The sequence below is a fragment of the Cloacibacterium sp. genome (genome assembly GCF_047601505.1).
GTDB lineage: Bacteria > Bacteroidota > Bacteroidia > Flavobacteriales > Weeksellaceae > Cloacibacterium.
In genome coordinates this window covers 308441-335092 of record NZ_JASGJD010000001.1, presented here as the reverse complement: position 1 = coordinate 335092, position 26652 = coordinate 308441, and the positions used below count along the sequence as shown (strand labels likewise).

At 31.5% G+C, this 26652-nt stretch carries 29 protein-coding genes and 1 pseudogene; 16 read left to right on the top strand and 14 right to left on the bottom strand.

Going from position 1 to position 26652, the window contains the following annotated elements; all coding sequences use genetic code 11:
- Window positions 1-15: 15 nt before the first annotated feature.
- The 11 genes from QM746_RS01515 to QM746_RS01465 form a co-directional block, all read right to left on the bottom strand.
- A complete protein-coding gene (locus tag QM746_RS01515) occupies window positions 16-921 on the bottom strand; it encodes a DUF4476 domain-containing protein (protein ID WP_414982598.1) in 906 nt (301 codons plus the stop codon).
- Window positions 922-1193: 272 nt separating this feature from the next.
- Window positions 1194-2072 (bottom strand): AraC family transcriptional regulator, encoded by an 879-nt coding sequence (locus tag QM746_RS01510; RefSeq protein WP_414982597.1) that lies wholly within the window; start codon window positions 2070-2072, stop codon window positions 1194-1196.
- A 1-nt stretch (window position 2073) separates the two neighbouring features.
- Window positions 2074-2373, bottom strand: coding sequence for a thioredoxin family protein (locus tag QM746_RS01505; protein WP_414982596.1), 300 nt, complete (start codon window positions 2371-2373; stop codon window positions 2074-2076).
- Between the two features lie 12 nt (window positions 2374-2385).
- Complete coding sequence (locus QM746_RS01500; RefSeq protein ID WP_414982595.1) at window positions 2386-2595, bottom strand: hypothetical protein; 210 nt, start codon at window positions 2593-2595, stop codon at window positions 2386-2388.
- A gap of 2 nt (window positions 2596-2597) precedes the next feature.
- Entirely contained in the window at window positions 2598-2909 is a 312-nt protein-coding gene (locus QM746_RS01495; protein ID WP_414982594.1) for a rhodanese-like domain-containing protein, read from the bottom strand.
- Window positions 2910-2913: 4 nt separating this feature from the next.
- Entirely contained in the window at window positions 2914-3114 is a 201-nt protein-coding gene (locus QM746_RS01490) for a DUF6132 family protein (RefSeq protein ID WP_414982593.1), read from the bottom strand.
- Complete coding sequence (locus QM746_RS01485; protein WP_414982592.1) at window positions 3114-3317, bottom strand: DUF2892 domain-containing protein; 204 nt, start codon at window positions 3315-3317, stop codon at window positions 3114-3116. Before QM746_RS01485 ends, QM746_RS01490 begins: the two co-directional genes overlap by 1 nt.
- 18 nt (window positions 3318-3335) lie before the next feature.
- Window positions 3336-3929, bottom strand: coding sequence for a methyltransferase domain-containing protein (locus QM746_RS01480; RefSeq protein ID WP_414982591.1), 594 nt, complete (start codon window positions 3927-3929; stop codon window positions 3336-3338).
- A gap of 31 nt (window positions 3930-3960) precedes the next feature.
- Complete coding sequence (locus QM746_RS01475; RefSeq protein ID WP_414982590.1) at window positions 3961-5373, bottom strand: MBL fold metallo-hydrolase; 1413 nt, start codon at window positions 5371-5373, stop codon at window positions 3961-3963.
- 156 nt (window positions 5374-5529) lie between these two features.
- Window positions 5530-6318 carry a sulfite exporter TauE/SafE family protein gene (locus QM746_RS01470; protein ID WP_414982589.1) on the bottom strand — a complete coding sequence of 263 codons (789 nt, stop codon included), beginning with the start codon at window positions 6316-6318 and terminating at the stop codon, window positions 5530-5532.
- Window positions 6319-6390: 72 nt separating this feature from the next.
- A complete protein-coding gene (locus QM746_RS01465; protein WP_414982588.1) occupies window positions 6391-7005 on the bottom strand; it encodes a Crp/Fnr family transcriptional regulator in 615 nt (204 codons plus the stop codon).
- Window positions 7006-7166: 161 nt separating this feature from the next.
- Between QM746_RS01465 and QM746_RS01460 the strand changes: the two genes are divergently transcribed.
- From QM746_RS01460 to QM746_RS01415, 10 genes and pseudogenes are all read left to right on the top strand, one after another.
- On the top strand, window positions 7167-8702 hold the full coding sequence (locus QM746_RS01460; protein WP_414985108.1) for a helicase HerA-like domain-containing protein: 1536 nt from the start codon (window positions 7167-7169) through the stop codon (window positions 8700-8702).
- A gap of 94 nt (window positions 8703-8796) precedes the next feature.
- Window positions 8797-10020 (top strand): PolC-type DNA polymerase III, encoded by a 1224-nt coding sequence (locus QM746_RS01455; protein WP_414985107.1) that lies wholly within the window; start codon window positions 8797-8799, stop codon window positions 10018-10020.
- 258 nt (window positions 10021-10278) lie between these two features.
- Window positions 10279-11478 carry a diaminopimelate decarboxylase gene (gene lysA, locus QM746_RS01450; protein WP_414982587.1) on the top strand — a complete coding sequence of 400 codons (1200 nt, stop codon included), beginning with the start codon at window positions 10279-10281 and terminating at the stop codon, window positions 11476-11478.
- A 94-nt stretch (window positions 11479-11572) separates the two neighbouring features.
- A complete protein-coding gene (locus tag QM746_RS01445) occupies window positions 11573-12082 on the top strand; it encodes a hypothetical protein (RefSeq protein ID WP_414982586.1) in 510 nt (169 codons plus the stop codon).
- A gap of 63 nt (window positions 12083-12145) precedes the next feature.
- Window positions 12146-12559 carry an energy transducer TonB gene (locus QM746_RS01440; protein ID WP_414982585.1) on the top strand — a complete coding sequence of 138 codons (414 nt, stop codon included), beginning with the start codon at window positions 12146-12148 and terminating at the stop codon, window positions 12557-12559.
- A 10-nt stretch (window positions 12560-12569) separates the two neighbouring features.
- Window positions 12570-13286 carry an energy transducer TonB gene (locus QM746_RS01435; protein WP_414982584.1) on the top strand — a complete coding sequence of 239 codons (717 nt, stop codon included), beginning with the start codon at window positions 12570-12572 and terminating at the stop codon, window positions 13284-13286.
- A 128-nt stretch (window positions 13287-13414) separates the two neighbouring features.
- The gene (miaB, locus tag QM746_RS01430; protein WP_414982583.1) at window positions 13415-14848 is read left to right on the top strand and encodes a tRNA (N6-isopentenyl adenosine(37)-C2)-methylthiotransferase MiaB; all 1434 of its coding nucleotides are present in this window, start codon (window positions 13415-13417) and stop codon (window positions 14846-14848) included.
- Between the two features lie 55 nt (window positions 14849-14903).
- Window positions 14904-16195: pseudogene (locus tag QM746_RS01425) on the top strand (sigma-54 interaction domain-containing protein).
- Between the two features lie 39 nt (window positions 16196-16234).
- Window positions 16235-16747, top strand: coding sequence for an LPS assembly lipoprotein LptE (gene lptE, locus QM746_RS01420; RefSeq protein WP_414982582.1), 513 nt, complete (start codon window positions 16235-16237; stop codon window positions 16745-16747).
- A gap of 1 nt (window position 16748) precedes the next feature.
- On the top strand, window positions 16749-18449 hold the full coding sequence (locus tag QM746_RS01415; RefSeq protein WP_414982581.1) for a hypothetical protein: 1701 nt from the start codon (window positions 16749-16751) through the stop codon (window positions 18447-18449).
- 134 nt (window positions 18450-18583) lie between these two features.
- Here the strand turns inward: QM746_RS01415 and rnpA are convergent, their stop codons facing one another.
- From rnpA to QM746_RS01400, 3 genes are all read right to left on the bottom strand, one after another.
- Entirely contained in the window at window positions 18584-18934 is a 351-nt protein-coding gene (gene rnpA / locus QM746_RS01410; RefSeq protein WP_414982580.1) for a ribonuclease P protein component, read from the bottom strand.
- 130 nt (window positions 18935-19064) lie between these two features.
- Complete coding sequence (locus QM746_RS01405) at window positions 19065-19811, bottom strand: ThiF family adenylyltransferase (protein WP_414982579.1); 747 nt, start codon at window positions 19809-19811, stop codon at window positions 19065-19067.
- 5 nt (window positions 19812-19816) lie between these two features.
- Window positions 19817-20446 (bottom strand): TatD family hydrolase, encoded by a 630-nt coding sequence (locus QM746_RS01400; RefSeq protein ID WP_414982578.1) that lies wholly within the window; start codon window positions 20444-20446, stop codon window positions 19817-19819.
- A gap of 100 nt (window positions 20447-20546) precedes the next feature.
- Between QM746_RS01400 and QM746_RS01395 the strand changes: the two genes are divergently transcribed.
- From QM746_RS01395 to QM746_RS01370, 6 genes are all read left to right on the top strand, one after another.
- Window positions 20547-21170 (top strand): TetR/AcrR family transcriptional regulator, encoded by a 624-nt coding sequence (locus tag QM746_RS01395; RefSeq protein WP_414982577.1) that lies wholly within the window; start codon window positions 20547-20549, stop codon window positions 21168-21170.
- A gap of 106 nt (window positions 21171-21276) precedes the next feature.
- Window positions 21277-22263: an outer membrane protein assembly factor BamD gene (locus QM746_RS01390; RefSeq protein WP_414982576.1), complete on the top strand. Its 987-nt coding sequence runs from the start codon at window positions 21277-21279 to the stop codon at window positions 22261-22263.
- A 38-nt stretch (window positions 22264-22301) separates the two neighbouring features.
- Entirely contained in the window at window positions 22302-22625 is a 324-nt protein-coding gene (locus QM746_RS01385; RefSeq protein ID WP_374362414.1) for a DNA-directed RNA polymerase subunit omega, read from the top strand.
- 129 nt (window positions 22626-22754) lie between these two features.
- Complete coding sequence (gene coaBC, locus QM746_RS01380) at window positions 22755-23960, top strand: bifunctional phosphopantothenoylcysteine decarboxylase/phosphopantothenate--cysteine ligase CoaBC (RefSeq protein ID WP_414985106.1); 1206 nt, start codon at window positions 22755-22757, stop codon at window positions 23958-23960.
- Between the two features lie 33 nt (window positions 23961-23993).
- Window positions 23994-24896 carry a DUF4835 family protein gene (locus tag QM746_RS01375; RefSeq protein WP_414982575.1) on the top strand — a complete coding sequence of 301 codons (903 nt, stop codon included), beginning with the start codon at window positions 23994-23996 and terminating at the stop codon, window positions 24894-24896.
- Window positions 24897-24996: 100 nt separating this feature from the next.
- Entirely contained in the window at window positions 24997-26649 is a 1653-nt protein-coding gene (locus QM746_RS01370) for a DNA repair protein RecN (protein ID WP_414982574.1), read from the top strand.
- Window positions 26650-26652: the final 3 nt, after the last annotated feature.

Genomic DNA, 26652 nt, shown 5'->3' with positions numbered 1-26652 from the left:
CTCGTTAATTGTTTTTTATCTGTTTCTGATGTAATCATTAAGTTGTCTTGCGTAACTGTCAAAATCAAAAGCATCATTTAAAAGGTAATAATTTCTTTTGTCAACACAGTTTTTATAAGCTCTTTTTGCAAATTCTAATCTGTTTTTATCAAAACTAAATTCTTTCATTATCAATTTTATTTGATTGGAGGTGAAAGGCGTTGAATTGAGTTGAGGAGCAAGGAAATTCAATTTGTCATCATCAAAACTTTGTCTTTTTAACATTTGTAAAAAAGATGAGAATTCTCTGTCGTTCATTAGGTCTTTGTAAGAATTTCCGTTTCCGTAATTATCTGACGGGTCCCAATAATCGTCATTTTTATTATTGTTGTAAGGATTGTTCCAAGTGTCATTCCAAACATCACCGTAATTATTTCTCAGATTGTAAGTTCCTAATAAGTACAAACCGTTGTAGTTGAAGTAATCTAAAACCATTCTGGTGTTGTTTCTAACGTTTATTCTGGTTCGGTAAACCAAAAAATTTCTGTCGTAGATAGAGATAACGTTATTGCCAGGTTTTAAGTCAAAAAATCTGAATTTTCCTGATGAATTAGACATTCTTTGGTCGCCAATTTCTACTGAAAACATTCCCATTTCTGGTATTCTTATAAAAACTTCGGCGTATCCAAAATTGTAATTGTAATTCCATTGGTAATTTGGATTTCTTCTTTCGGATATTTGAGGTTGCTTACCAATGTTAGAGTTTCCTCTGAAAGAATCGTTGTTGTTATTTGGGTTGTTTCTGTTAAAAGAGTCATTTTTCTGAGTGTTTATTTCAGATTTGCTGACTTCATTTTTCAATAATTCTCCTGCTTTTCCTGCTTGTTGAGCATTGAATTGTATTGCAATAAATGCGGCTAATAAAAAATAAATTTTTTTCATATTCTTAAATTTTAAATAGAAAATTCGCTTTTTTTCTTTAATAAAAAACGATGGTTTTCTGTGATTCTAAATTAACATATTCTATTATTGTGCCAAATACAAAATGCGTTCTTTTAGAAAAGAAAATGCAACGAAACAATTGTGGTTTTCGTTGCATTTGTATAAAAATATGAAAAGTTTAGCGTGAAATTATCATTTGTGTTTTCACAACACAAAGTTATATCATAAAACAATGATAAGTATTGTATAAATTCTTTTAAAGATGGTAATTTTTATCTATATGTTTGGTTTCTAAAATCTGACGGTGAAATTTCAGAATTTGTTTTGAAGAATTTGGTAAAATAAGAATTGTCTTCAAATCCCAATTGAAATGAAATTTGAGAAATGCTAAATTCTGAATTAATTAAAAGTCTTTTTGCTTCTAGTATTATCCTGTTTCTAATGATTTCTCCTGCTGTTTTGCCAGAAATGTTTTTGCAAATGTAGTTGAGGTAATTTGCAGTAATTGCTAATTTGTCTGCATAAAATTTCGGGTAATGTTCTGTTGCGTAATTTTCTTCTACCAGTTTTTCGAATCGGAAAATTAAGTTTTTTTGATTGGTAATATTCGTGTTTTCTGTTGAGTCTGAAATTTCGTTTAAAACGGTGTAAAATAATTCTAAAAGATAAATTCGGAGAAGATTTTCAGAGTTGTGATAAGCGTTTTTTTGAAGATTTTTTATTTTAATGAAAATTTCTCTGAATTTGCATACGTCATCTTTTGGAATTTGATAATATGAAACCGACCGATTGAAACTAAAAAGTGGTAATTGGTCTATGCACTGAGATTTATTAAGGAAAGAACTAAAAAAATCTTGATTAAAATTGATAAGGCAGCCTAAGGAATTTTCATCGGTAATGCTTAAATCGTGAACTTGCCCTGGAGCTAAAAAATAAATAACCGGAGGTGAAATTTGGTGCTCATTGAAATCAATTTTATGATTTCCGGTTCCTTCTTCAATGTAGAGAACTTGGTAAAAAGTGTGACGATGTGGTTTTTGCGGTAGATGTTCGTCAGTTAATAGCTCATTCAATTCATGAACAACAATCTTTCGTTCCGAATTTTCTTTAGTTATAAGATTACAAGCGCTATAAACTGGGAAATGTGTCATTTTATTGGTGTTGTTTAATAAGATTTACCAAGCTGTTTACATCATGAACTCCGCTTTCTTTCCAAAGCATTTGTCCGTTTTTGAAAATTGCAAGCGTAGGAACGCCTCTCACATTATACTCTGAAGCAATAGCAGGATATTGGTCTATGTCTATTTTTATAATTCGAGCAGAATCTCCTACTTGTTCTTTTACGGTAACCAAGACGGAAGATTGTACTTTGCAAGGTTGGCACCAAGTTGCAAAAAAGTCTATCAATACAGGCTTTTCTGAATTAATAATTTCTTGAAATTTTTGTGACATCTTGTTGTTGTTTTAATGTTTATCTTGTTTTTGATGAGGAGAATAAGAAATTGCGCAATTTCCAGAAGCACAACCGAATTTGAAAATTGCCATTGCAACAAAATACAAACCGAGAGGAATCAAAAACCAAGCTTTATCCATTACAGATTGAACAATTGCCCAGATTCCTCCAATTAAATAAATGATTCTTCTTAAATTCCAATCTCTGAAAAAGTTTTTCATTTTTAAGATAATTTATTGTTCAAACCATGCCAGCCTCCGCTGTTGTAAACTTCTGAAAAACCACTATTTAGCAAAATGCTTTTTGCGGCAGCACTTCTTGCGCCACTTGCACAACAGGTGATTACAGGTTTGTTTTTATTAATTTTACCTAAATTTTGATTAAGACTTTGCAAAGGAATATTCTTGGCTCCTTTTACATGTCCTCCGTTAAATTCTGCTGGAGTTCTCACGTCGATAATCTGAGCTCCATTTTTTACCAATTCTTTGTAATCTACAGAATTACCACCAAATAAATTTTTTAAAAATCCGAACATAATTTTATTTATTTTCTTTAGTTTTTTGAAAGGTTGAAAAAATTAAATATCCCATTACCATCCCGTAAACGGAACTGTTAACTGGTTTTGAGGTGATGGCGCAAGTGCCACTGCTACAACCAATAAAGTGATAATAAGCATATCCCAAAATACCGCCTACTAAAACTCCTATAATGCTAATTTTATACTTTTTTAAAAACTCCATTATTTTTTCTTACATGTTTTAATTCCGAAAATGGTGTAGAGCGGACAAAAACTTATAATGCTTGTAAGTAAAAATATCGCTGCAAAAACCATCAAAATAATTCCTAATGTGCCAGAAATAGTTCCGTTGTAATATAAATAACCAATAATAATGGCAATGATAATACGTATTGTTTTATCTAATGCGCCCATGTTTGTTTTCATATTTTATATTTTTTAGGGTTAATATTTCTTTTTTTGAAAGTTGATGAAAACTTCGGTGTTTTTTCTTGGTTTTATGCTATTATAGCATTCTTCCATTTTTTTTATTTCAAATTTGTTTTCAAAAAGTTTCCTATATTCTGCTTCATTTCCACCAAAAGGAGGAGCGGCTTTATCAAAATCTTTATTGAACAAAAGCCCAATTATTTTTCCGTTTTCATGAAGCAAGCTATCCATTTTTTCAACATACTTTTCTCTTAAATTACGATGAAGCGCACAGAAAAAAGTTTGTTCTACAATAATGTCATATTTCCCGTTAAGATTAAAAAAATCTTCACAAATTACATTTACTTCATGATGAGAAAATTTCTTCGAAATAATTTCACAAGCTTTAGGCGCAATGTCTAATAGTGTAATATTTTTGAAGCCTTCTTCTAATAATAATTCTGCTTCGTGAGCGTTACCACATCCTGGAATTAAGATTTTTACATTTTTATTTTCAACTTGTAAAAAATATTCTGAAATAGCTGTAGATGCTGAGCCAATATCCCAACCGGTTTGAGCATTTTTCCATTTAGAGTTCCAGTAATTTTTATCAAAATTTTCTTCAGTCATTATCGTTTTTAATAAATCAAAAAAATATTAACTATGATAGCGTTTTACTTTGGCAAACAAAATCTGTAGTAGGGATTTTTTCTGTTTTCTTTATCGCATTGAAACCACCTTCTATTTCAGAAAAATTTCTATAACCTCTTGCTTGTAGAATGCTTGCTGCAATCATACTTCTGTAACCGCCAGCACAATGAAGAAAAAAATGTTGATTATTATTAATGGTGTTTAACCAATCATTAATATAGGCCAATGGCTTGCTGAAGGCATTTTCTACGTGTTCCGCAGCATATTCTCCTTCTTTTCTTACATCTATAACAATTGTATTTTTATCAAATTTATCCGCAAATTCTTCAGCGGAAATTCTATCAATAGTATCAATTTCTTTTCCTGAATTTTCCCAAGATTCAAAACTGCCATTCAAATAACCCAAAACATTATCAAAGCCAACTCTAGAAAGTCTTGTGATGGTTTCTTCTTCTGTTTCTGAGTCGCAAACCAATAAAATTGGTTGTTGTACATCTACTATCATTGTTCCGACCCAAGGTGCAAAATCTCCTTTTAAGCCAATGTTTATCGATTGAGGAATAAAACCTTTGCTAAATTCCGCAGCATTTCTAGTATCTAAAATTGAAGCTCCTGTTTCTTCGGCTGTAGTTTCAAAATCTTCTACAGAAAGAGGATTTTTCCCTTTTTTCATTACTTCTTCAAAACTATCATAGCCTTTTTTATTTAAAGTTACATTCATACCGAAATATTTCGGTGGAGTGGTAAGTCCATCTAAAACAGCATTTACGAAACTTTCTTTAGAGCTTTGTTTTAATGCATAATTGGTTTGTTTTTGGTTGCCTAAAGTATCTACGGTTTCTTTTTGCATATTTTTGCCACAAGCCGAACCGGCACCATGAGCCGGATAAACCGTAATGTCATCTGCTAAAGGAAGAATTTTGTTATAAATAGAATCGTACAAAAGTCCTGCTAATTCCTCTTGAGTAAGATTTGCTGCTTTTTGCGCCAAGTCTGGTCTTCCTACATCTCCCAAAAACAAAGTGTCACCAGAAAAAATTGCAGTTTCTTTGCCATTTTCGTCTATCAAAAGAAAAGTAGAACTTTCCATAGTGTGACCAGGTGTGTGTAGAACTTTTATCTTAATTTTCCCGATTTCAAAAACTTGATTATCTTCTGCAATTATTGCTTCAAATGAAGGCTGAGCTGTTGGTCCGTAAACAATTGGTGCGCCTGTTTTTTGTGACAAATCTACATGTCCCGAAACAAAATCTGCATGAAAATGTGTTTCGAAAATATATTTCAACTTAACATTATCTTTTTTTAATCTATCCAGATATGGTTGTACTTCTCTCAATGGGTCAATAATGGCAGCTTCTCCATCAGAAGTGATGTAATAAGCGCCTTGAGCTAAACAACCTGTATAAATTTGTTCTATATTCATATTGATAAATTTTACCATTTTACATCTACGAAGTTACATTAAATAATTGAATAATCCTTAGAGAGGTATAAGTTGTAAAAAGCAAATATGAGGGTTTTTGTTAAGGTTTTGTGTAACAAATATTACACAAGTTATAGATGCTTACTATGATGGTAATTAGTGGAAAAACACTTCTTTAACAATCATATAAATTCCCATTATTAATACAAACCATCCAAAAGCTGGTTTTAATTTTTTGCCATCAATTTTCTTAGAAATTCTAATTCCAATAAAAAGCCCAATAATAGAAATAAAAGTGAAAATCGATAAAAATTCCCAATTTAAATTAGAGATATTTTCAGAACTTACGAAACCTAATAAAGAATTGATAGAAATAATAAGCAAAGATGTTCCTATTGCTTTTTTCATTTCTAAATTGAGAAGCATCACCAAAGCTGGGACAATTAAAAAACCTCCGCCCGCGCCAATCATTCCTGTAATCATTCCAACAGCGATGCCTTGAGTTATCAATAAAGGATATTGAGGAGAGTGGTTTTTAGATTCGATGTTTGAATTTCCCAAAATCATTCTAATGGATGAAAGTAGCATCAGAAAAGCAAACATTACAAGGATGAAAACGTTTTTCTGAATGTGAATTTCGCCAACATTGATGAGGTTTTCAGGAAGATGAGGTAAAATTATTTTTCTTACAAAAATGATTGAAAATACCGAAGGAATACCAAAAACCAGAGCTGTTCTTAAATCGATATTTCCATGTCTGGCATTTCCAATAGCGCCAAAAGCACTTACAACTCCTACTACAAAAAGAGAAAGTGTGGTAGCAGAAATAGCGTCCATTTTAAAAAGATATACAAAAGCAGGAACTCCTAATATGCTGCCTCCTCCGCCAATTATTCCTAAAATTAAGCCAATAAGAAGTGCGAAAAAGTAACCTAAAAATTCCATTTTTATATATTTTTTACAAAAATCAACATTTTAAAAGTATAAAAATGTTACTTAAGTTGCATTTTGTTAAATTTATAAAAGTTCTATTTTGTTTCTTCCTAATTTTACTTTCCCGTCTTCTTCCAAAGATTTCAATAATCTGGAAACTACCACTCTTGCAGTGCCTAATTCGTTGGCGAGTTGTTCGTGTGTAGAGTTAATGATTTTGGTGTCATTAAGTTCAGATTTTTTATGAAGAAGAGACAGGAGTCTATCGTCCACTTTTTTGAAAGTCACTTCATTTACCATTTCTAGCAATTCTTCAAACCTTTTGTGGTAGAGTTTAAAAATATAATCTAGCCATTCTGGATGTGTTTTGATGAGTGAGGTTACTTTTTCGGTAGGCAAAAAAAGAATTTCTGCATCTTCTTCCACTTCAGCTTTTACTTTAGAAGTTTCTCCGTGCAAACCTCCAAGAAAAGACATTACGCAACTTTCTCCAGCTTTTATGTAATACAAAAGAATTTCTCTGCCATCTTCTTCTGTTCTCATTACTTTTATACTACCTTTAGTAACAATGGGAATAGAGCGAATTCTTGCATTTTCGTCTAAAATTACATCTCCTGTTTTGTAGTTTTTCACAATGCTAAATTCATATAATTGTGATAAAAGCTCCGAAGAAGCACTGAATTCTGTAGTTTTAGACATTTTAGATGGTGTTTTTATTTTGAAATAAGTACTTAACAAATTTAATATTTTTATTTGATAATCTATTATAGGGTAAGATTGTTATAAAATTCATTTTTTGAGAGAAATTAATGAAGAAGTTTTTGAAATATTATTAAATTTAAACTTTGAAAAAAACAGAAATGGCAGACAAAACAAAATTTATTGAAGAGTTAAACGCAAAATATCAACCAAAAGGTGAATATATCGTACTGGGAAAAGGAATGTTAGACGGAGAGGTAATACCCGAAGTTAATGTAAATATTCCTTTAAAAACCATTAACAGACACGGTCTGATTGCTGGAGCTACAGGAACGGGAAAGACCAAAACGCTACAGGTTTTTGTAGAACAACTTTCGCACAAAGGAATTCCTTCTCTGGTGATGGATATTAAAGGAGACCTTTCTGGTATTGCGGTAGAAGGTGAGCAAAATGATAAAATAAATGAAAGGTACACCAAAACTAAGTTGCCTTATCAACCACAATCTTTTCCAGTAGAGTTGATGACCATTTCCTCCGAAAAAGGTCTTAAATTAAGAGCTACCGTTACAGAATTCGGTCCGGTTTTGCTTTCTAAAATTTTAGGATTAAATGATACTCAGGCAAGTATTATGTCTATCGTTTTTAAATATTCAGACGACAAAGGTTTACCGCTGATAGATTTAGACGATTTGAAAAAAGTTCTTCAATATGTAACAGATAATGCCGAAGGGAAAAAAGATTTAGCCAATAATTATGGTGCTATTTCGCCAGCTTCTTTGGGTACAATTCTTCGTTCTATTGTTGCAATGGAGCAACAAGGTGCAACGGTTTTTTTCGGTGAGCCAAGTTTTGATGTAGAAGATTTATTGCAAACAAGAGGAGGAAAAGGTGTAGTGAATGTTTTGAGAGTTGCCGATATCCAAAATCAACCACAATTGTTTTCTACGTTTATGCTTTCGCTTTTTGCTGAAATTTATATGACTTTCCCTGAAGAAGGAGATAGCGGAAAGCCAAAATTGGTTCTTTTTATAGACGAAGCACATTTAATTTTCAATGAAGCGAGTAAAACATTGCTTTCACAAATTGAAACCATGGTAAAATTGATACGTTCTAAGGGAGTTGGAATTTATTTTATTACTCAAATTCCAGGTGATGTGCCAGAAAATGTTTTGTCTCAATTAGGGCTTAAAATTCAGCATGCGCTGAGAGGTTTTACCGCAAAAGATAGAAAAGAAATTGATAAAGCCGTAGAAAATTATCCAATTACCGAATATTATGATGCAGGAAATCTTATTCAAAATTTAGGAATAGGAGAAGCTTTTATAACAGTCTTGGACGAAAAAGGAATCCCAACGCCACTTGTTCACACGTATCTTATTTCGCCAGAATCTAGAATGGATGTTTTAACGAATGATGAGATTAATGATTTGGTTAACGCCTCAGATTTAGCCGCAAAATACAATAAAGAAATAGATAAAGAATCTGCCTATGAAATTCTAACCAAAAGAATGGAACAAGCTGTAGCAGCAGAACAAGAGGTAGAAAAAGAAAAATCTACAGCTCGTCAACCTAAAGAAGAGCCAAGTGTTTTTGAGCAAGTTTTGAAATCTAGAGCTGGCAGAACTTTTACTTCTACTTTAGCAAGGGAAGGTGCAAAATTTGTTTTAGGAATGTTTGGATTAAAGATGAGAAGATAAACTTTAAAATTTTTCAATAAATTTGTAAAAAAGACTTTGTTGAATCTAAGATTTGGCATTGCTAGATTTTATTTTAACAAAGTTTCAAGAAGAAATGTACAGCATTATAGATATAGAAAGTAACGGAGCGGGTTATCGAAAGGAAAGCATTATAGAAGTTGCTATTTTTCGGTACGATGGACACACTATTACAGACCAGTTTATCTCTTTGGTAAACCCCGAAAGCGAGATTACTCCTTTTGTGCAGAAATTAACCAAAATTACCTCCAAAATGGTAAAAACTGCACCAAGATTTCACGAAATTGCCAAAAGAATTATCGAAATTACAGAAGGAACTACACTTGTTGGTCATAATATTGATTTTGATTACAGAATGCTTCGTCAAAGTTTCAAAAGATTGGGTTATGATTTCGAAATCAATACTTTAGATACAATTCCGTTAGCGCAAAAACTTATTCCAAACGAGGCAAGTTACTCTCTTGGTAAGCTTTGCAAATCTATTGGGATTCCTTTAGTAGAAGAACATAGAGCAAGCGGTGATGCCAGAGCTACGCTAGAACTTTTCAAATTGTTGAAAACAAAAGACAATAGCAAAGAAATTATACAGCAACATCGCGAAGAAAGCAATGCTAAAAATTACATCAACAAGATAAAAGAATTAACGGAAGATATTCCTTCGGAAAGAGGTTTTCTGTATTTTCAAAATGCTTCTGGAGCTATTATCTTTGAAGAATATGTAGATGATTTGTACAAAACTTCTAAGAAATTATTTAATTCTAAATCTAAAAAATTTGCAGATATTCAAGAAGAAGTAGAGCAAATTAATTACGAACTTACAGGCACAGATATTATTGCTAGACTTATCCTTTTAAATAAAAACAAACCCAAAAGACAATTTTTACCATACGGTTTGTTTTTTGAAAATGATAAATTTTTGGTAGATAAAAATTCTAAACACACCGAAAAGCCGATTATAAAATTCAAGAATTTTTCTCAGGGCAATAAAGTAAGAAATTATATAAAAAATGATGAAGAATTGAAAAATTATAATACTTTGCTAGAGAAAATAAGTCTCAAAAAAAGAAATGAAATCTGGATAGGAAAAGGTAGAAATTTAGGCGAGAAATCTTTCTTAATTTTAGAAAAAGGCAAACTCACAGCTTATGGCTTCTACGAATTGTATCATCAGATACAATCCAAATCTAAAATTGATAAATTGAAAGTAACAGTAGAAAAAACAACACCAGAAATTATTAATGAACTAAAACTATCTCTTCTCAAAAAAGAATACGAAATATTACAACTTCCTGAAAAATAGAGTTAAAATATTGTGTAATTAAACATTATCTCTTACTTTTGAAGAAAATTTAGATAAATACTAAAAATGAACGCAATTCTAAAGATAAAATCTACTTCTGCTAAGGGAAAAAAGCATTTCCCTAAGGCTAAGAAAATGTATTTTTCGGAGGAGCAGCAATAGTTTTTTTAAGTAAAGAAAAAATAAACTCACATACAAAGCAGGCTCTTGATAGAAAAGTCCTGCTTTTTTTATGTTTTAAAAATTAAAATTTAACGTATGACCAACCAAGATTTATTGAACATTGCACAAGAATTCGGTACGCCAGTTTATGTTTATGATGCAGATTCTATTAAAACGCAGTACGAAAAACTGAAAACTTCTTTCTCCGAACAAACCAAGTTTTTCTACGCATGTAAATCTCTTACCAATATCAATATTCTAAAATATGTAGAAAAGTTGGGAGCAAATTTAGATTGCGTTTCCGTAAATGAAGTAAAGCTTGGTCTTAAAGCTGGTTTTTCGGCAGAAAGAATCCTTTTTACACCAAACTGTGTAGATTTAGCGGAAATAGAAGAAGCTATGAGCTTGCAAGTTCATATAAATATTGATAACATCTCTATTTTAGAACAGTTTGGGAACAAATTTGGAGACAGTTATCCTATTTTTATCAGAATAAATCCTCATATTTTTGCAGGTGGAAACTATAAAATTTCTACAGGTCATATTGATTCTAAATTCGGGATTTCAATTCACCAATTGCGCCATATTGAACGTGTGATGAAAACTACAGGTGTAAATGTAGAAGGACTTCACATGCACACAGGAAGCGAAATTAAAGACCCAGAAGTTTTTCTTCAAGGCTTAGAAATTATGTTTGAGCTGTCTGAGAAATTCCCAAATATTAAATATATTGATATGGGAAGCGGTTTTAAAGTTCCTTACAAAAAAGACGAGATGGAAACCGATGTGAAATCTCTAGGCAAGAAAGTTGAAAAAGCAGTTTCAAAATTTAAAGAAGAAACAGGAAAAGATTTCGAGCTTTGGTTTGAACCAGGGAAATATTTGGTGTCGAAATCTGGTCATTTTTTGGTAAAATCTAATGTGATTAAACAAACTACCGCTACTGTTTTTGTGGGAGTTAATTCTGGTTTTAATCATTTAATTAGACCCATGTTTTACGATTCTTACCATATTATAGAAAATCTTAGCAACCCAAAAGGACCAGAAAGAATTTACACTGTAGTTGGAAATATCTGCGAAACAGATACTTTTGCTTGGGACAGAAAATTACACGAAGTAAGAGAAAGTGATGTTTTGGTCTTTAGAAATGCTGGAGCTTATGGTTTTGAAATGAGTTCTAATTTTAATTCGAGATTAAAACCTGCAGAAGTTCTTTTCTTAGACGGAAAAGCACACCTTATAAGAAAAAGAGAAGAATTCGAAGATTTATTAAAAAATCAAATAGAAGTTTTATAAAATATTAACTAAAGGCTGTAAATGATTTGCAGCCTTTTTTCGTAAATTTATCGTCTAATTTCAGACTAAAATTTAATCAAAAAAAGATAAACAAATGAAAAATTTATTTTTAATGAGTTTATTCTTCTCCCCTTTTTTCTATGCTCAGAATGAAGTAGAAGATATGAGAAACGAAGACCAGTTGCTATTGTCCGAAAACGGTAGAAATACTTTTAGGTTAGAAATAAAACAACCTTTTACACTAAACAAAGTTTACACTTGCAAAAAAACTGATTTCAACAATAATTTTTCTAAAGCAGAATTCCCAGGTGGCGAAGAAGCTTTCGTAAAACAGTTGAAAAAAAATTCTGCTGCGTATTTAGATAGAAATTCATACTCTCTAAACGGAACGTTCTATGTAAGTTTTGATGTGGATAAAGATGGTAAAATGAAAAATATAATTGTAGAGCCAAAAGTTCAAAATGCAGAAATGTTTTTTGTAGACCTCAAATTTTCTTTACTCAGAATTAAAACACCATGGCAACCTGCAACTTGTGCCGGAGTGCCAGTTTCTTCTAGAGTGAAACTGAAATTAGATTTTACTTCAGATTTTACAGATTCTTAATAAATTAAAGCTGTTCTTTTTAATAGGGCAGCTTTTTTCTTATATTTGCTAAAATCAAAAACCATGAAAAAATCAATACTATTTTTCTTCTTATGTATTTCCTTTTTGGGAATTTCACAAACTCAAAATCCAACTCAAAATTCTTCTGCGGTTTCTTTTCAGAAAGCAGAATTTCCTGGTGGAGATAATGCTTACAGAAATGAGTTATTTAAGATGATTCATGGATATATTGATATGTCAAAATATGCGGTAAATGGAGTTTTCGTCTTTTCTTTTGATATTGATGTTGACGGAAGAACCAAAAAGTTAAGTGTTTCTCCAAAAGTGAAAAACAGTGAAATGTTTATAGAAGATATGCTTTTTTGCATGAAAAGAATTAAAACCAAGTGGAAACCAGCAACAGAAAACGGAATTGCTGTAAAAACGAATTATAAAATCAAAATTAATTTTATTTCAGACCATTTTGACCATGACTAAATTAAAAACTATGAGAAAAATTTTATTGCTTTTTTTGTTTTTTGTCTCTTTTTTTAAAGCTCAAGAAACAATTCCTTTTAATCATAATAATGATTTGTTTTATAAAGGAGGATTTGTGAATTTTTATAAAGAAGCACATCAGGTGATTATGGAGAAAAAACTAGCTCCTTGTGATAAGAAGGAAGCTCTATATCATCAAGAATTTATTGTAACAGACAAAGGTGAGTTTAAAAAAATAGAAAATCATCCAAATGTTTATAATGCTAATAAATGTGCAAGTGATTTGCTCGATAAGATTTTGCCAGAATTGAAAAATTGGACACCAGTTGAAAAAAATGGCAATAATATTACCGCAAAAGGTCTTTTTGCTTTTTTCCCAGATGATTTGTTTGAAAATTACAAAGACGGTTATGCTCCTGAAAAACTTAATGCGGATGCTGGTTTTAAGCCTAATGGATTAAGTTCATTTAGAGATGAAGTGGCAAAAAGGGTAGATTTAGGAGGCTTTAATGGAAAAGGAAAAATAACTGTTATCATAAATTTCGTTGTAGATATTGATGGCTCTGTTACAGATGTTGCAGTCGAGAAAAGCTCTGGTTTAAAAGAATTTGATGAGAGATTTGTCTATGCTTTAAAACATGTTAAAAAGAAGTGGGATCCCGCAAAATACAACGGGACGCCAGTAAGGCAGAGGTATAAAATTCCATTTAGCATTAATTTCGACTGACATTTTGTCATGAAATTTCTTATCTTTGCACACTAACTTATTTTGAATTTGGATTTTTAGAATTTGGAACTGTTTATGCTTTTTCAAAATCTTAAATTTTCAAATCTCAAATCTCAAATTAAAAGATTGTGCAAGAAAAATATATAGACGAAAATAAACAAGGCGAAGCTTTTGCTATCGCAGAAAAACCAGAAAATTCTAAAAAATTGTTTTTAGAAAGTTATGGTTGCCAGATGAATTTCTCAGATTCTGAAATTGTAGCTTCAATTCTTAACGAGCAAGGTTATAACACCACTTTAAAGGTTGAAGAAGCAGATTTAATTTTGCTTAATACATGTTCGATTAGAGAAAAAGCAGAGCAAACCGTGAGAATGCGTTTGTCTCAATTCAAAAATCTAAAAAAAGACAAACCTAATATTACCGTTGGCGTTCTTGGTTGTATGGCAGAACGTCTTAAAACCAAATTTTTAGAGGAAGAACATTTGGTAGATTTGGTGGTGGGTCCAGATGCTTACCGAGATTTGCCAAATCTTCTCAAAGAAACGGAAGACGGAAGAGATGCCATCAACGTAATTCTTTCTAAAGAAGAAACTTACGCAGATATTAATCCTGTTCGATTGGGAGGAAACGGTGTTGCCGCTTTTGTTACCATTACCAGAGGTTGCGATAATATGTGTACTTTTTGCGTAGTTCCTTTTACCAGAGGTAGAGAAAGAAGTCGCGATCCGCATTCTATTATTGAAGAATGCAAAGCTTTGGCTGAAAAAGGTTACAAAGAAATTACACTTCTTGGGCAAAATGTAGATTCTTACCTTTGGTACGGTGGTGGAGCTAAAAAAGATTTTGATAAAGCTTCGGAAATGCAAAAAGCAACTGCCGTAAATTTTTCTCAATTGTTAGAAATGGTAGCAAAAGCAGTTCCTGCTCTTAGAATTAGATTTTCTACATCTAATCCACACGAAATGACGGAAGATGTTTTTCGTGTAATTGCTCAATATGATAACGTTTGCAAATATATTCACCTTCCTGTACAAAGCGGAAGTGATAGAATTTTGCAGAAAATGAATCGTCAACACACGCGTCAAGAATATTTAGATTTAATTAAAAAAGCGAAGGAAATGGTTCCTGATATTGCTTTTTCGCAAGATATGATTACTGGTTTCTGTGGCGAAACGGAAGAAGACCACCAATTAACTTTGGATTTAATGAGACAAGTAGAATACGATTACGGTTATATGTTTGCGTATTCTGAAAGGCCAGGAACTCCGGCTCATAAGAAAATGGAAGACGACGTTCCTGCCGATGTTAAACAAAGAAGATTAGCCGAAATTATTGCTTTGCAAGGAGAATTATCCAGAAAAAGAATGCAATCTTACGTTGGCAAAACCTACGAAGTTTTGATTGAAGGAATTTCTAAAAAAAATAAAAACCAATGGAAAGCCAGAACTTCACAAAATGCTGTAGTAGTTTTTGATAAAGTAGAAGGACAAAACATTGGTGACTTTGTGACTGTTTTCGTAGAAGATTGTACACAAGGCACACTTTTGGGGAAAACGATTTAAGAAATTATTTTAATTTCTGAATTTAAAAAAAACAAAACCTCAAATCTCAAAAATTATGAGCGACTTACAATCTATAAAAAATCGTTTCGGAATTATAGGAAATTTTCCTGCGCTTAATCGTGCTATTGAAAAAGCAGTTCAAGTTGCGCCAACAGATATTTCGGTTCTCGTAATCGGAGAATCTGGTGTTGGTAAAGAACACATTCCGAAAATTATTCATGCAGAATCCAGAAGAAAACACCAACCTTATATCGTTGTAAACTGTGGTGCAATACCCGAAGGAACCATAGATTCTGAACTTTTCGGTCACGAAAAAGGCGCTTTTACCGGTGCTACAGCTACCAGAAAAGGATATTTTGAAGTAGCTGATGGTGGTACAATTTTCTTGGATGAGGTAGGCGAACTTCCACTTCAAACTCAGGTTAGATTGTTGAGGGTTTTAGAAAGTGGAGAATTTATGAAAGTAGGTTCTTCTCAAATTCAAAAAACAAATGTGAGAATTGTAGCTGCTACCAACGTTAATATGATGAAGGCAATAGAAGATGGCAGATTTAGAGAAGATTTGTATTATCGTCTCAATACAGTTCAAATTGATATGCCACCTTTGCGAGAGAGAAAAGGAGATATTCATTTGCTTTTTAGAAAATTTGCAATTGATTTTGCCGAAAAATACAGAATGCCAGAGCTTCAATTAACAGATGATGGTGTAAAATATTTAGAAAATTATGCTTTCCCGGGGAATATTCGTCAGCTCAGGAATTTGGTAGAACAAATGACGGTAGTAGAACAAAATAGAACCATCAATTCTACAAAATTAGCAGAATATATCCCGATGAATGCTCAACTTCCTGCGGTGGTTTCAAGGCAAGGAAATGGTGGAAATTCTAATTCGGACTTCAATTCGGAAAGAGAAATAATGTACAAAATTCTTTTGACATGAGGAGCGATATAAATGATTTAAAATCCTTAACTTCGGAACTTATTAAAAACAGAGGAAGCCAGAATTTTTCTAATCAAGAAAAAGATTTGATTGGTAAAGTTTTTAAACCTGAAAGCCAATCTGTTGCGCCTTCTTCGTTGTTGTATTTTGAAAATCAAAATCAGGTGGTTCCTAGTACGCCTACGTATATTACGGAAACAACAGATGATTATGACAATGGTGTAGAAGACATAGATTTGGAAGAAGAACCACAAGAAACTTCTCTTTCTTTGATTAATAATGAGAGAGATTTAATAGTAAAAGCTTTGGAAAAACACAAAGGTAGAAGAAACAGAGCGGCAGAAGAATTGGGGATTTCTCAAAGAACACTTTATAGAAAAATAAAACAATATAACTTAGAAGATTAAACAATGAAAATTCTGAATTCAAAATTTAAAATTCAAATAATGAAATTTTTATTATCGTCTTTTTGTCTGTTGTTTTTAGTTTCGTGCTATACATTTACAGGTAATTCTCTTAATCACGAAGAACAAACCATTTTAATTAAGACATTTCCTAATAATGCAGCAATGGTAAATCCTACGCTTAGCCAAGATTTTACTACTTTGTTACAAAACAGATTTTTAAGAAATACTTCATTAAAAGGAGCTACAGAAAATGCAGATATTATTATCGAGGGAGAAATTGTAGATTATAACCCAAGTATTCCAACAGCTATTTCTAATCCTATTAATACAGATGGAGGTTCTATTCAGGCGGCTCAAAATAAATTAGTGATTACCGTAAAAGTTCACTATGAAAATAAAAAATTTCCTGAAGCAAATTTCGATAGAACTTATACAGACGAAGCCACTTTTAGTAGTGATTTAGATATTAATTCAATAGAAACCTCACAAGTTAAAATTGTGAATGATAGAATTATCAACAAAATTTTTAATGATATTGTAGCCAATTGGTAAGATGAATGTACGAGTTTTAGAATTACTTCAACGTCCTGAAAATATCTCAGCAGAAGACATTTCTGTTTTACAAAACGAGATTTCTAAGTTTCCTTATATGCAAAGTGTTAGGACTTTGTATCTTTCTGCTATTCACCAATTTGATGCAGATAATTATCAAAAAGAACTTACCAAAACGGCAGCTTATACCACAGATAAAAAAATTCTTTATCACTTTATCAACAATAAAAAAGAAGTTGAAAAAAGAGAAGCTGCAAAGCTTAAAAAAATCAATTTAGTTAAAGAACAAGAGCTAGAATTGTCAAATTCTATAATTAATGAACCTATAGAGCAAACTATTGCGAAAATCTCTATTGAAAATGAGAATTTAATAGTTGGTGATACCGAATTAGAAACTCCTATTTCTAATGTTACAGATACTAATTTTGATGAAATCCCTAGTGAAATTGCTCCAAAAATAGAAGTTCCCGTGGCTGAACTAGAGCAAATTGATGAAACAAAACCTGTAGTTACGCATCCAGCTTCTGTAGTGGGCGATACAGAATTAGAAACGCCAATTGTAGAAAAAATAGAAGAAGCTCATCATGAAGGAAATGAAGCATTCGAGAATAGAATTTTTGCTGAATTGGCAAAAGAAGAAGAACAGAAAAATGATGGCTTCAAAACCAGAGAAGGAGATTTAAATTACAGCAAAGATACGGTTTTAGAGCATATTGATAAAATTGAAGAAACTAAGGTAAAACCTTCGGAAATAAGTTTCAATGCTTTTGAAAGTTTTCTTCCAGATGTGAAATTTTCGGTTCCAAGTAAAAATTCTGAGCCTCAAGAAGAAGAAATAATTGAAGAAACAGTTTCTGAGCCGAAAATTGAGAAGCAAGAAGAAATTTCTGAACCGGAAGTTATTAGTTTTCATCAAACTCAAGAATTTGAAATTCAAGAAGAACATATTTCTGTTATTGAAGAAATTGTAGAGGAAAATATTGTGAATGAAGAAGTTATAGAAGAGGCGGAAATTGAACCAGAAGTTCATTTTGAATGGAAACCAATGAGTTTTGTGCAAAGTCCTTTAGACGCTCATATTAACATTCCGAAAGTTGAGATTCCAAAAAAAACTATTGCTCCAATTATCGAAAAAACGATAGAGCCAGAAGCGAAACCTGTGGAAATTCTTCCTATTGAAGAATTGAAAATAGAGAAAAATCTTGAAGAGATTAAAACTGAAATTGAGGACGAAAAACCATTTATGAATATATCTTTCCTTAATAATGATGTAGCTGAATTAACAGCCGAAGAGCCAATAATTGAAGAGCAAAATTCTGCCGAAATTATAGAAAAAGTTGCACAAGATACTTCTAGTAATATTCCAAATTTTGTAAATACTTGGCAAAATTGGTTGAAAATAGATAGAAAAGAAACAGAACCTGTAAAAATTATTGAGAAGAAAGCAGAAATTATTGATAAATTTATTGAAGATAATCCTAAAATTTCTCAATTAAGAGAAGATGGAAATTTCGTGGTGAAAGAAAAAGCAAGCGATATTTCTCATCTAATGACGGAAACTCTGGCAAATCTGTATGTGGAACAAAGGCTTTATACAAAAGCGATTATAGCCTTCGAATCTCTACAAAAAAAGCATCCTGAAAGACAAGAAGAATTTGAAAACCGAATTCAGGAGATAAAAGATTTAAGACACAATAAATAATAGAAAATCCACAGTTTTTGAGCTGTGGATTTTTTATGAAAAATATTTTTTGAAAGACTTTATTCTAGTTTTTCTTAAGCAACTAATTAATGAAAATTCTTAGTAAATGAAGAAAATTGCATGGCAGTTTGTTATTATTTTCTAAAAAGTTTTAAAAAATCTCTTTCAATTTCTTTGTAAGATTTTGGCTTTTCTTTTGAAATGTAAAAAAGCATATTTAAAGAATTTTCTCCAAATTTTTGTAAAAATTCTTCTTTGTTTAGTCTGTAAACTTCTCGCAAAAGTCTTTTTAAACGATTTCTATCAGTAGCTTTTTTGAAATATTTTTTTGAAACAGAAACGCCTACTTTGTGCTGAAGAATTTCGTCAGAAGAAAAAGTAATAATTCTGATATTGCCACAAGTTGTCCATTTCCCTTTCTCAAAAAGCAAGGAAATGTCTTTTTTTTGTTTTAGTTTTTCTTCTCGTGGATATTTAAAATTCAAAATATAAAATTTTTGTCAATTAATTTGTCAATTTTTCTTTGCAAGTGAACTATTTTTATTGTCCATTTTTTTTAATTCGCCATTCACGTTCTTAAAGAAAAATTCACTATTCACTTTTTAAGATTCATACTTAGTTACTCCCAGCTTCCTTCTTCTGGCTTTTTACTAAATAATTAATAACTTCGGCAGCTGCATTTAAACCAAAAAGAGCTGGCATATAACTAATTGTGCCATAAAAAGATTTTTTAAAATTACTTCCGTCTGTAAGTTTTAAACTGTCCTCGTTTTGAATTTCAGTAGAGAAAACACATCTAAAACCTTTTGTAATTCCTTCTTTTTTTAAACGTTTTCTTATTTGCTTTGCCAAATAGCAATTCTTAGTTTTACTAAGGTCTCTCACCATTACTTTGCTGGGGTCCATTTTTCCGCCAGCTCCCATAGAAGAAACTATTTTAATTTTTCTTCTTCTACAAGCTTTTATCAAAGCAAGTTTTGGAGACACACTGTCAATACAATCTAAAACATAGTCGAATTTATTGTTTTCCAGCATTTCGTCCATTCTTTCTGGCGATAAAAATTCATTAATCGGGACAAGTTGAACTTCTGGATTGATGTCTAAAATTCTTTCGGCAACTACTTCTACTTTATTTTTGCCAACGGTAGAATGCAAAGCGGGCAACTGACGATTTACATTGGTGATATCTACGGTGTCTCCATCCACAATGGTTAAATTTCCTACGCCAGCTCTTGCCAGAAATTCTGCTGCAAAAGAACCAACTCCACCTAGGCCAACTACCAAAACATTAGCGTTTTTTAGTTTTTCTATGCCTTCATTTTTAATTAATAATTCGGAACGTTGTAACCAATCTGTGCTCATCAAATTTAAATTTTAATAGATAAAGATTCAATATTTTTTAGAATATTATTGTGTAAATTTTCAATTGAAATTCCTTTTATTTCAGCCGTTTTTTGATACAATTCTTCAATGTTGAAATTTGCATCATCTGTCTCTAAAAACATTTTTTCTAAAGGAAATTCTTTTAAAATCGACTGCAAAGATAAGCTGTGTAAGACAGATTTTCCAAAACTTAAATAAAAACCGTATTTCAGCATTTCGTCTGCGATTGTTTTTTTCTTGTTAAAACCGTGAATTACTAATGGGATTTCAGCTATTTTTTGAAATGGAATGATTTCAGAAAATCGTTTAACGCAGTGTATAATAACAGGTTTTTTGATTTGGTTTGCCCAAAGAATGTGGTTCTCAAAAACTTTTTTTTGAAGATTTTCGTTTACAGAAATTAATCCGTCTAAACCACATTCTCCAATCGCGACACAGTTTGGAAGGAGCGAAATTTCTTTTATTTTTTCGAAATTTTCTTCCCAATTTTCATCAATATCTTTCGGGTGAATTCCTACAGAATATTTTTTCTCTGTTACAATTTCTTTTGGTTCTAAATTGTAAATTCCGTAAGTATTTTCTCTGTTATGATGATGAAAATCAAATAAAATCATCCTCAAAGATAATGATTATAGATAAAATATGTGTTTTTTGTTAAACATTTGTTTGCTGTGGGAAAACTTTTTTATACCTTTACTTGTAAACTAAATTTGGATGAAGAAGAAATTTACGGAAAAACAGATACAAATTTTGGATGTAGCAGAAGAATTGATAGCAAAAAAAGGCTTTGAAGGTACTTCTGTAAGGGATATTTCTACAAAAGCGAATATTAATGTAGCGATGATTTCTTATTATTTTGGCTCTAAAGAAAAAATGATGGTAAATCTCTATCAGTACAGAGTTCAAAAAACCAGAGAAACATTTGCCGAATTTACCCAAACCATTAAAGATGGAAAACCCGAAATGCAATTGAAAGAAATTATAAATTTTATTGTAAAACAATTGCTTACCTATAATTATTTTCATGGTTTTGTAACGCAAGAATTAAGACATGATGACCGCGTAAAGAATACATTGTTAGAGTTTTATCAAACTTTTGTAAAGGTTTTAGACGATGTAATTCAAAAAGGAATTGTAACGGGAGTTTTTAAGAGAGCCGCAAAATCTGAAGATATTGTTTCTATGTTGCTTGGTACAGTAGTTTTTACCATTAGAAACAAAAATTTTTATGAAATTTATCTTAAAGGAAATGAAGAAGACTTTCTTCTAAATTCTGAAAAAAAATTGAAAAATCATCTCAATTTGAGTGTTTTTGCACTTTTGGGATACCAAATTTAATCTAAAATACGTTAAAGTATCTTAAAATAAATCTTTTGACAAAAAAAGTTTTATTTTTGCAAACTGAATAGGAAACATTATCAAGAGTTTTCCCACTATTTCATCTATGAAAAAAACATTTTCTATTTTGGCAATCGCTTTGGTGCTATTGTCTTGTAATAAAGAACACAGGTTGGCAATGGCAAGTGCCGATAAAGATTTTATACTGAAAGTTGCCAATAAAGAGTATGAAAAGAAAAAATGGACTAATGCTCTTGCGCTTTACGAAAGGCTTACTAATTTGGTAGCCGGAACTGATGATGCGCCAGAAGTTCTTTATAAATCTGCTTCTGCTGAATATTATGATAAAAACTACAAATTAGCTGGTTATCATTTTAAAAGATTTGCAGAAAGTTTCCCAAAAGACCCAAGAAGAGAAGAAGCAGCTTATATGTCTGCTCTTTGTTATTATGAAGGTTCTTTAGATTATAATTTAGACCAAGCAAATACCAATTCGGCAATTAACGAATTGCAGGATTTTATCAATAATTATCCAAATTCTGAAAGAGCAAAAAACATCAACGAAATGATTGATGAGCTCAATTATAAATTAGAATTCAAAGCGTATGAAAATGCCAGACAATATTACAAAATGGCAGATTACAAAGCCGCAGATATAGCATTCGAAAATGTTATGAATGATTTCCCCGCTACAAAACTTAAATCTAAAATATTTAATTATATTCTTAAATCTAAAGCGCAATTAGCCATTAATTCTATTTATGATCTTAAAAAAGAAAGATTAGATAATGCATTGGCTTACACCAGAACTGTAGAAAAAGAATTTCCAGATACTGATAATGCTAAAGATGCTGTAGCAACAAGAGAAAGACTTCAAAAAGAAGCTGAAACTTTTGCTAAATTACAGAAAGAAGTTGAAGCAAGAAGAGCCGAATTAACCGAGAAACAAAAGCAAGCTGAAGCCAAGCTTGAAGAGAAAGAAAAGGTTAAAAAACAAATCAAAGATGAGCAAGTTGCTAACAAAACTAGAATAGATAGTGCAAAAATTAGCACTCCAGAACCAGCAGCTACTTTCAAGATTAGAAGAAATTAATTATCTTTGCAAACTAAATCTAAAATAATCCACTCAAAATGAGCGTAAAAGATACAAAAGCAGAAGTAAATACAATCACTTACGACAGAGATAAGATAGAAGAAAAAGTAGGTTCTATCTACGAAGCCATAGTAATTATGGGGAAGAGAGCTGAGCAGATTAACGCTGAAATCAGATCAGAATTACACCAAAAATTAGACGAATTTGCAGTGCATAATTCTACATTAGAAGAAGTTTTTGAAAACAGAGAACAAATCGAAATTTCTAAAAATTATGAAAGATTGCCAAAACCAACCTCTATCGCAGTAAGAGAATGGCTAGACGATGAAGTGTATTTTAGAAGAACAGACGATAGAAAATAAACACAATTGTGTTGAAATAAATTAAAATCACAGAATTTTCTGTGATTTTTTGTTTTTTAGTAGAGAATCCTTTTTCGAAGGATTATTCAAAAAAAATCAATAAATTCGTTTTTTTAAATGTGCGAAAATATGACTCTAAAAGGTAAAAAAATTCTAATTGCAATTTCTGGCGGAATTGCTGCGTATAAAATGAATTACCTTGTTCGAGATTTTATAAAAAAAGGTGCTGACGTAAAAGTAATTCTTACTCCTTCGGCAGAGAATTTTGTTTCAAAAGTTACACTTTCTACACTTTCTAAAAATCCTGTTTTTTCAGATTTTTATGATGAAAAAGGCACATGGAATTCTCATGTAGAATTGGGATTATGGGCAGATATAATGCTTGTTTCTCCTTGTACAGCCAATACTTTAGCAAAGATGGTTCATGGGATTTGTGATAATTTGGTTATTGCAACTTATATGTCTGCAAAATGTCCTGTTTTTATTGCTCCAGCGATGGATTTGGATATGTATGCACATCCTTCTACTCAAGAAAATTTGGAAAAAGCAGAAAAATTTGGTCATGTTATCATTCCTGCTGAATTTGGCGAATTAGCTTCTGGTTTAACGGGGCAAGGAAGATTAGCCGAAAACGAAACGATTTTACAGAAAATAGAAGATTTTTTCATTAAATCTCAGCCTAAAACTTTAGATGGAAAAACAGTTCTTATTACCGCAGGTCCTACTTATGAAGCGATAGATCCTGTTCGTTTTATTGGAAACCATTCTTCCGGTAAAATGGGTTTTTCTATTGCTGAAGAAGCCGAAAAAAGAGGCGCAAAAGTGCTTTTGATTTCTGGGCCAACTGCTCAAAAAACGAATAATAAAAATATAGAAATTCATAAAGTTACTTCTGCGAAAGAAATGTTTGAAGAGGTTTTTAAATTTTATGAAAAGTCTGATATTGCTATAATGAGCGCTGCTGTTGCAGATTATACGCCAAAAATTGTTGCTACAGAAAAGATTAAAAAATCTGAAGATGAATTTACTATAGAATTGGTAAAAAATCCTGATATTTTAAAAAAAATGGGTGAGCAAAAATCTCATCAATTTTTAGTGGGTTTTGCTTTGGAAACTCAAAATGAGGAGGAAAATGCAAAAGGAAAATTGCAGAAAAAAAATCTGGATATGATTGTGCTTAATTCTTTGAAGGACGAAGGAGCAGGTTTTCAAAAAGATACCAATAAAATTAAAATTTTAACGCAAACAGAACATAAAGAGTTTAGTTTGAAATCTAAAGAAGACGTTGCGAAAGATATTTTGGATTTTGTAGAAGAAAAATTCAATAAAAAATAAAAAAAATCGTTTTTAAAACCGAAAACATTTTTAATGAAAAAACTACTTTACATATTTGGCTTTTTATTGTTTAGCAATTTCAGTTTTGCGCAAGAACTCAATGCTCAGGTTCAGATAAATTATCAGAGTTTGGGAGGTAGCAATTTGCAATTGTACAGAACTTTAGAAAAAAGCTTGAAAGATTTCATCAACAATACCAGTTGGACAGGCAAAAAACTTCAAAATTTCGAGAAAATAAAATGCAGTTTTGCAATTGTTTTAACAGAGAAAACGGGTAATAATTTCAAAGGAACTTTGGTGGTGCAATCTGTTCGTCCGGTGTATCAATCTCAGTACGATTCGCCAATTCTTAATATTAATGATACTAATTTTTCTTTTGAATATGTAGAAAATCAAAACATGATTTTCAACGAAAGGCAATTTTCTGGCAAAAATTTAATAGATGTTGTCAGTTTCTACGTTTATCTTATTTTGGGTTACGATGCAGATACTTTCCAAATGAAAAGCGGAACGCCTTGGTTTGATAAAGCAATGAAAATTACTCAAAATTCTCAAAATCAGAATTATGCAGGTTGGTCTCAGATGGATGGGCCGAGAACGAGAGGTTCTTTAATTGCTGCAATTTTGGCAGAACAGAATTCTACGCTTAGAAATTTCTATTACAATTATCACAGAATAGGATTAGATAATTTGGCAAAAGCAGACCAAATTGCTACAAAACAATTGATTGCAAATGAAATTCTTAAATTGAAATTCTACGAAACTATTTTTCAAATGAATTATCCTTTCAATATTTTTATTGATAGCAAAAAAGACGAAATTTTCAATATTTTCAACTCTGGAAACAACGGTTCTGTAAACATGAGCGAACTGAAACAATTGATGAATACATTCTCTCCCAAAGATTCGGATTCTAAATGGAATAAGTGGAACTAAGTTCTCTTGATTTGTGATTTTAAGCAATTAAAAATTTCCTAAATTCACAATTAAAGTTATAAATTTACGCTTCGAAATCTAAAAATCGTAAATTCTAAAAATGCTAAACCGAATTTTCATTCAAAATTTTGCGCTTATAGACCAGTTGGAGATTAATCTTCAGCGTGGTTTGCAGGTAATTACTGGCGAAACTGGTGCTGGAAAATCTATTATTCTGGGTGCACTTCGTTTGATAATGGGCGAAAGGGCAGATTTGAAGAATTTTGCAGATTTAGAAGCCAAAAGTATTGTAGAAGCTGAATTTAAAATTTCTAATAATTTACAAACTTTTTTCACCGAAAACGATTTAGATTTTGACGAAAATACCATCATTAGAAGAGAGATTTTGCCTAGCGGAAAATCCAGAGCTTTTGTAAACGACGTGCCTGTAACGCTAGATATTTTGCAGCAACTTGCTGAGAAATTGGTAGATATTCATTCTCAGTTCGAAACTTCTAATCTGTTTAGTGAAGCCTATCAATTTAAAATTGTAGATGGACTTTCGGAGAATAAAAATTTAATTGAAAGTTATCAAAATGATTTTTCTCAATATCAAAAATTAAAAAAAGAACTAGAAAAACTCAAAAATCAACTTTCGGAAGGCAATAAAGAAAGTGATTATAAACAATTTTTGCTAGATGAATTGCAATCTGCCAATTTAGAAAATGTAAATTTTGAATTGTTGCAATCTCAAATTTCTTTGGCAGAAAATAAAGGGGTAATTTCTGAACTTTTAGCTCAGATTTTTGCTCGAACAGACCAAGATGAAGTAGGCGTTTTTGATAGTTTGTACGACATTAAAAACAAACTGAATAAAATTGCAGAATTGTCTTTGCAATTTTCAGAAATCAACCAAAGATTTGAGGAAAATTATATTGAACTAAAAGATACTCTTTTTCAATTGCAAAACGAAGCCGAGAATATAGAAACAAATCACGAAGATTTGTTGGCTTTGCAAGAACAAAATGATAAAATAAATTCTTTGTTTTTGAAACACAAAGTTTCAGAAATTGAAGAGTTAATTAAAATTAAAGATGAGCTTTCTGCTGAGCAAAGTTCTTTTTCGGATTTGGAAACCAAAATTTCTTCTTTGGAAAAACAAATTGCAGAATTAGAAAATTCATTGGAAAAGCAAACGAAAGTTTTAACTAAAAACAGACAGCAATCTATTCCTTTATTTAAAGAAAAAATAGAAAGTTTGCTTCAACAATTAGGTTTAGAAAAAGCCAAAGTAGAAGTAGAACTTACTTCGACTAAAGATTTCGTTCAGTTTGGAAAGGAGAAAATTCAATTGTTGTTTCAGGCAAATTCTGGTTTCCCTTTAAAGCCAATTCAAACCGCAATTTCTGGCGGAGAAAGGAGTCGAGTAATGTTGGCGGTTAAAAAAATAATGGCAGAAAATTCTGAGTTGCCAACGTTGATTTTAGACGAAATAGACACTGGAGTTTCTGGTAGAATTGCCGACGAAATAGGGAAAGTGATGCAAGAAATGGCAGAGAATATGCAACTAATTGTAATTACACATCTTGCGCAAGTTGCAGCCAAAGGAAACAATAATTATAAAGTGAAAAAATCTGATATTGAAGGCAAAACTCAAACTCAGATTGTTTCTTTAAACCAAGAAGAAAAACTGACCGAAATTGCGCAATTGCTTTCTGGTAGCAAGATTACAGATGCCGCAATTCTTCAAGCAAAGGAATTGATGAGTATTTAATGT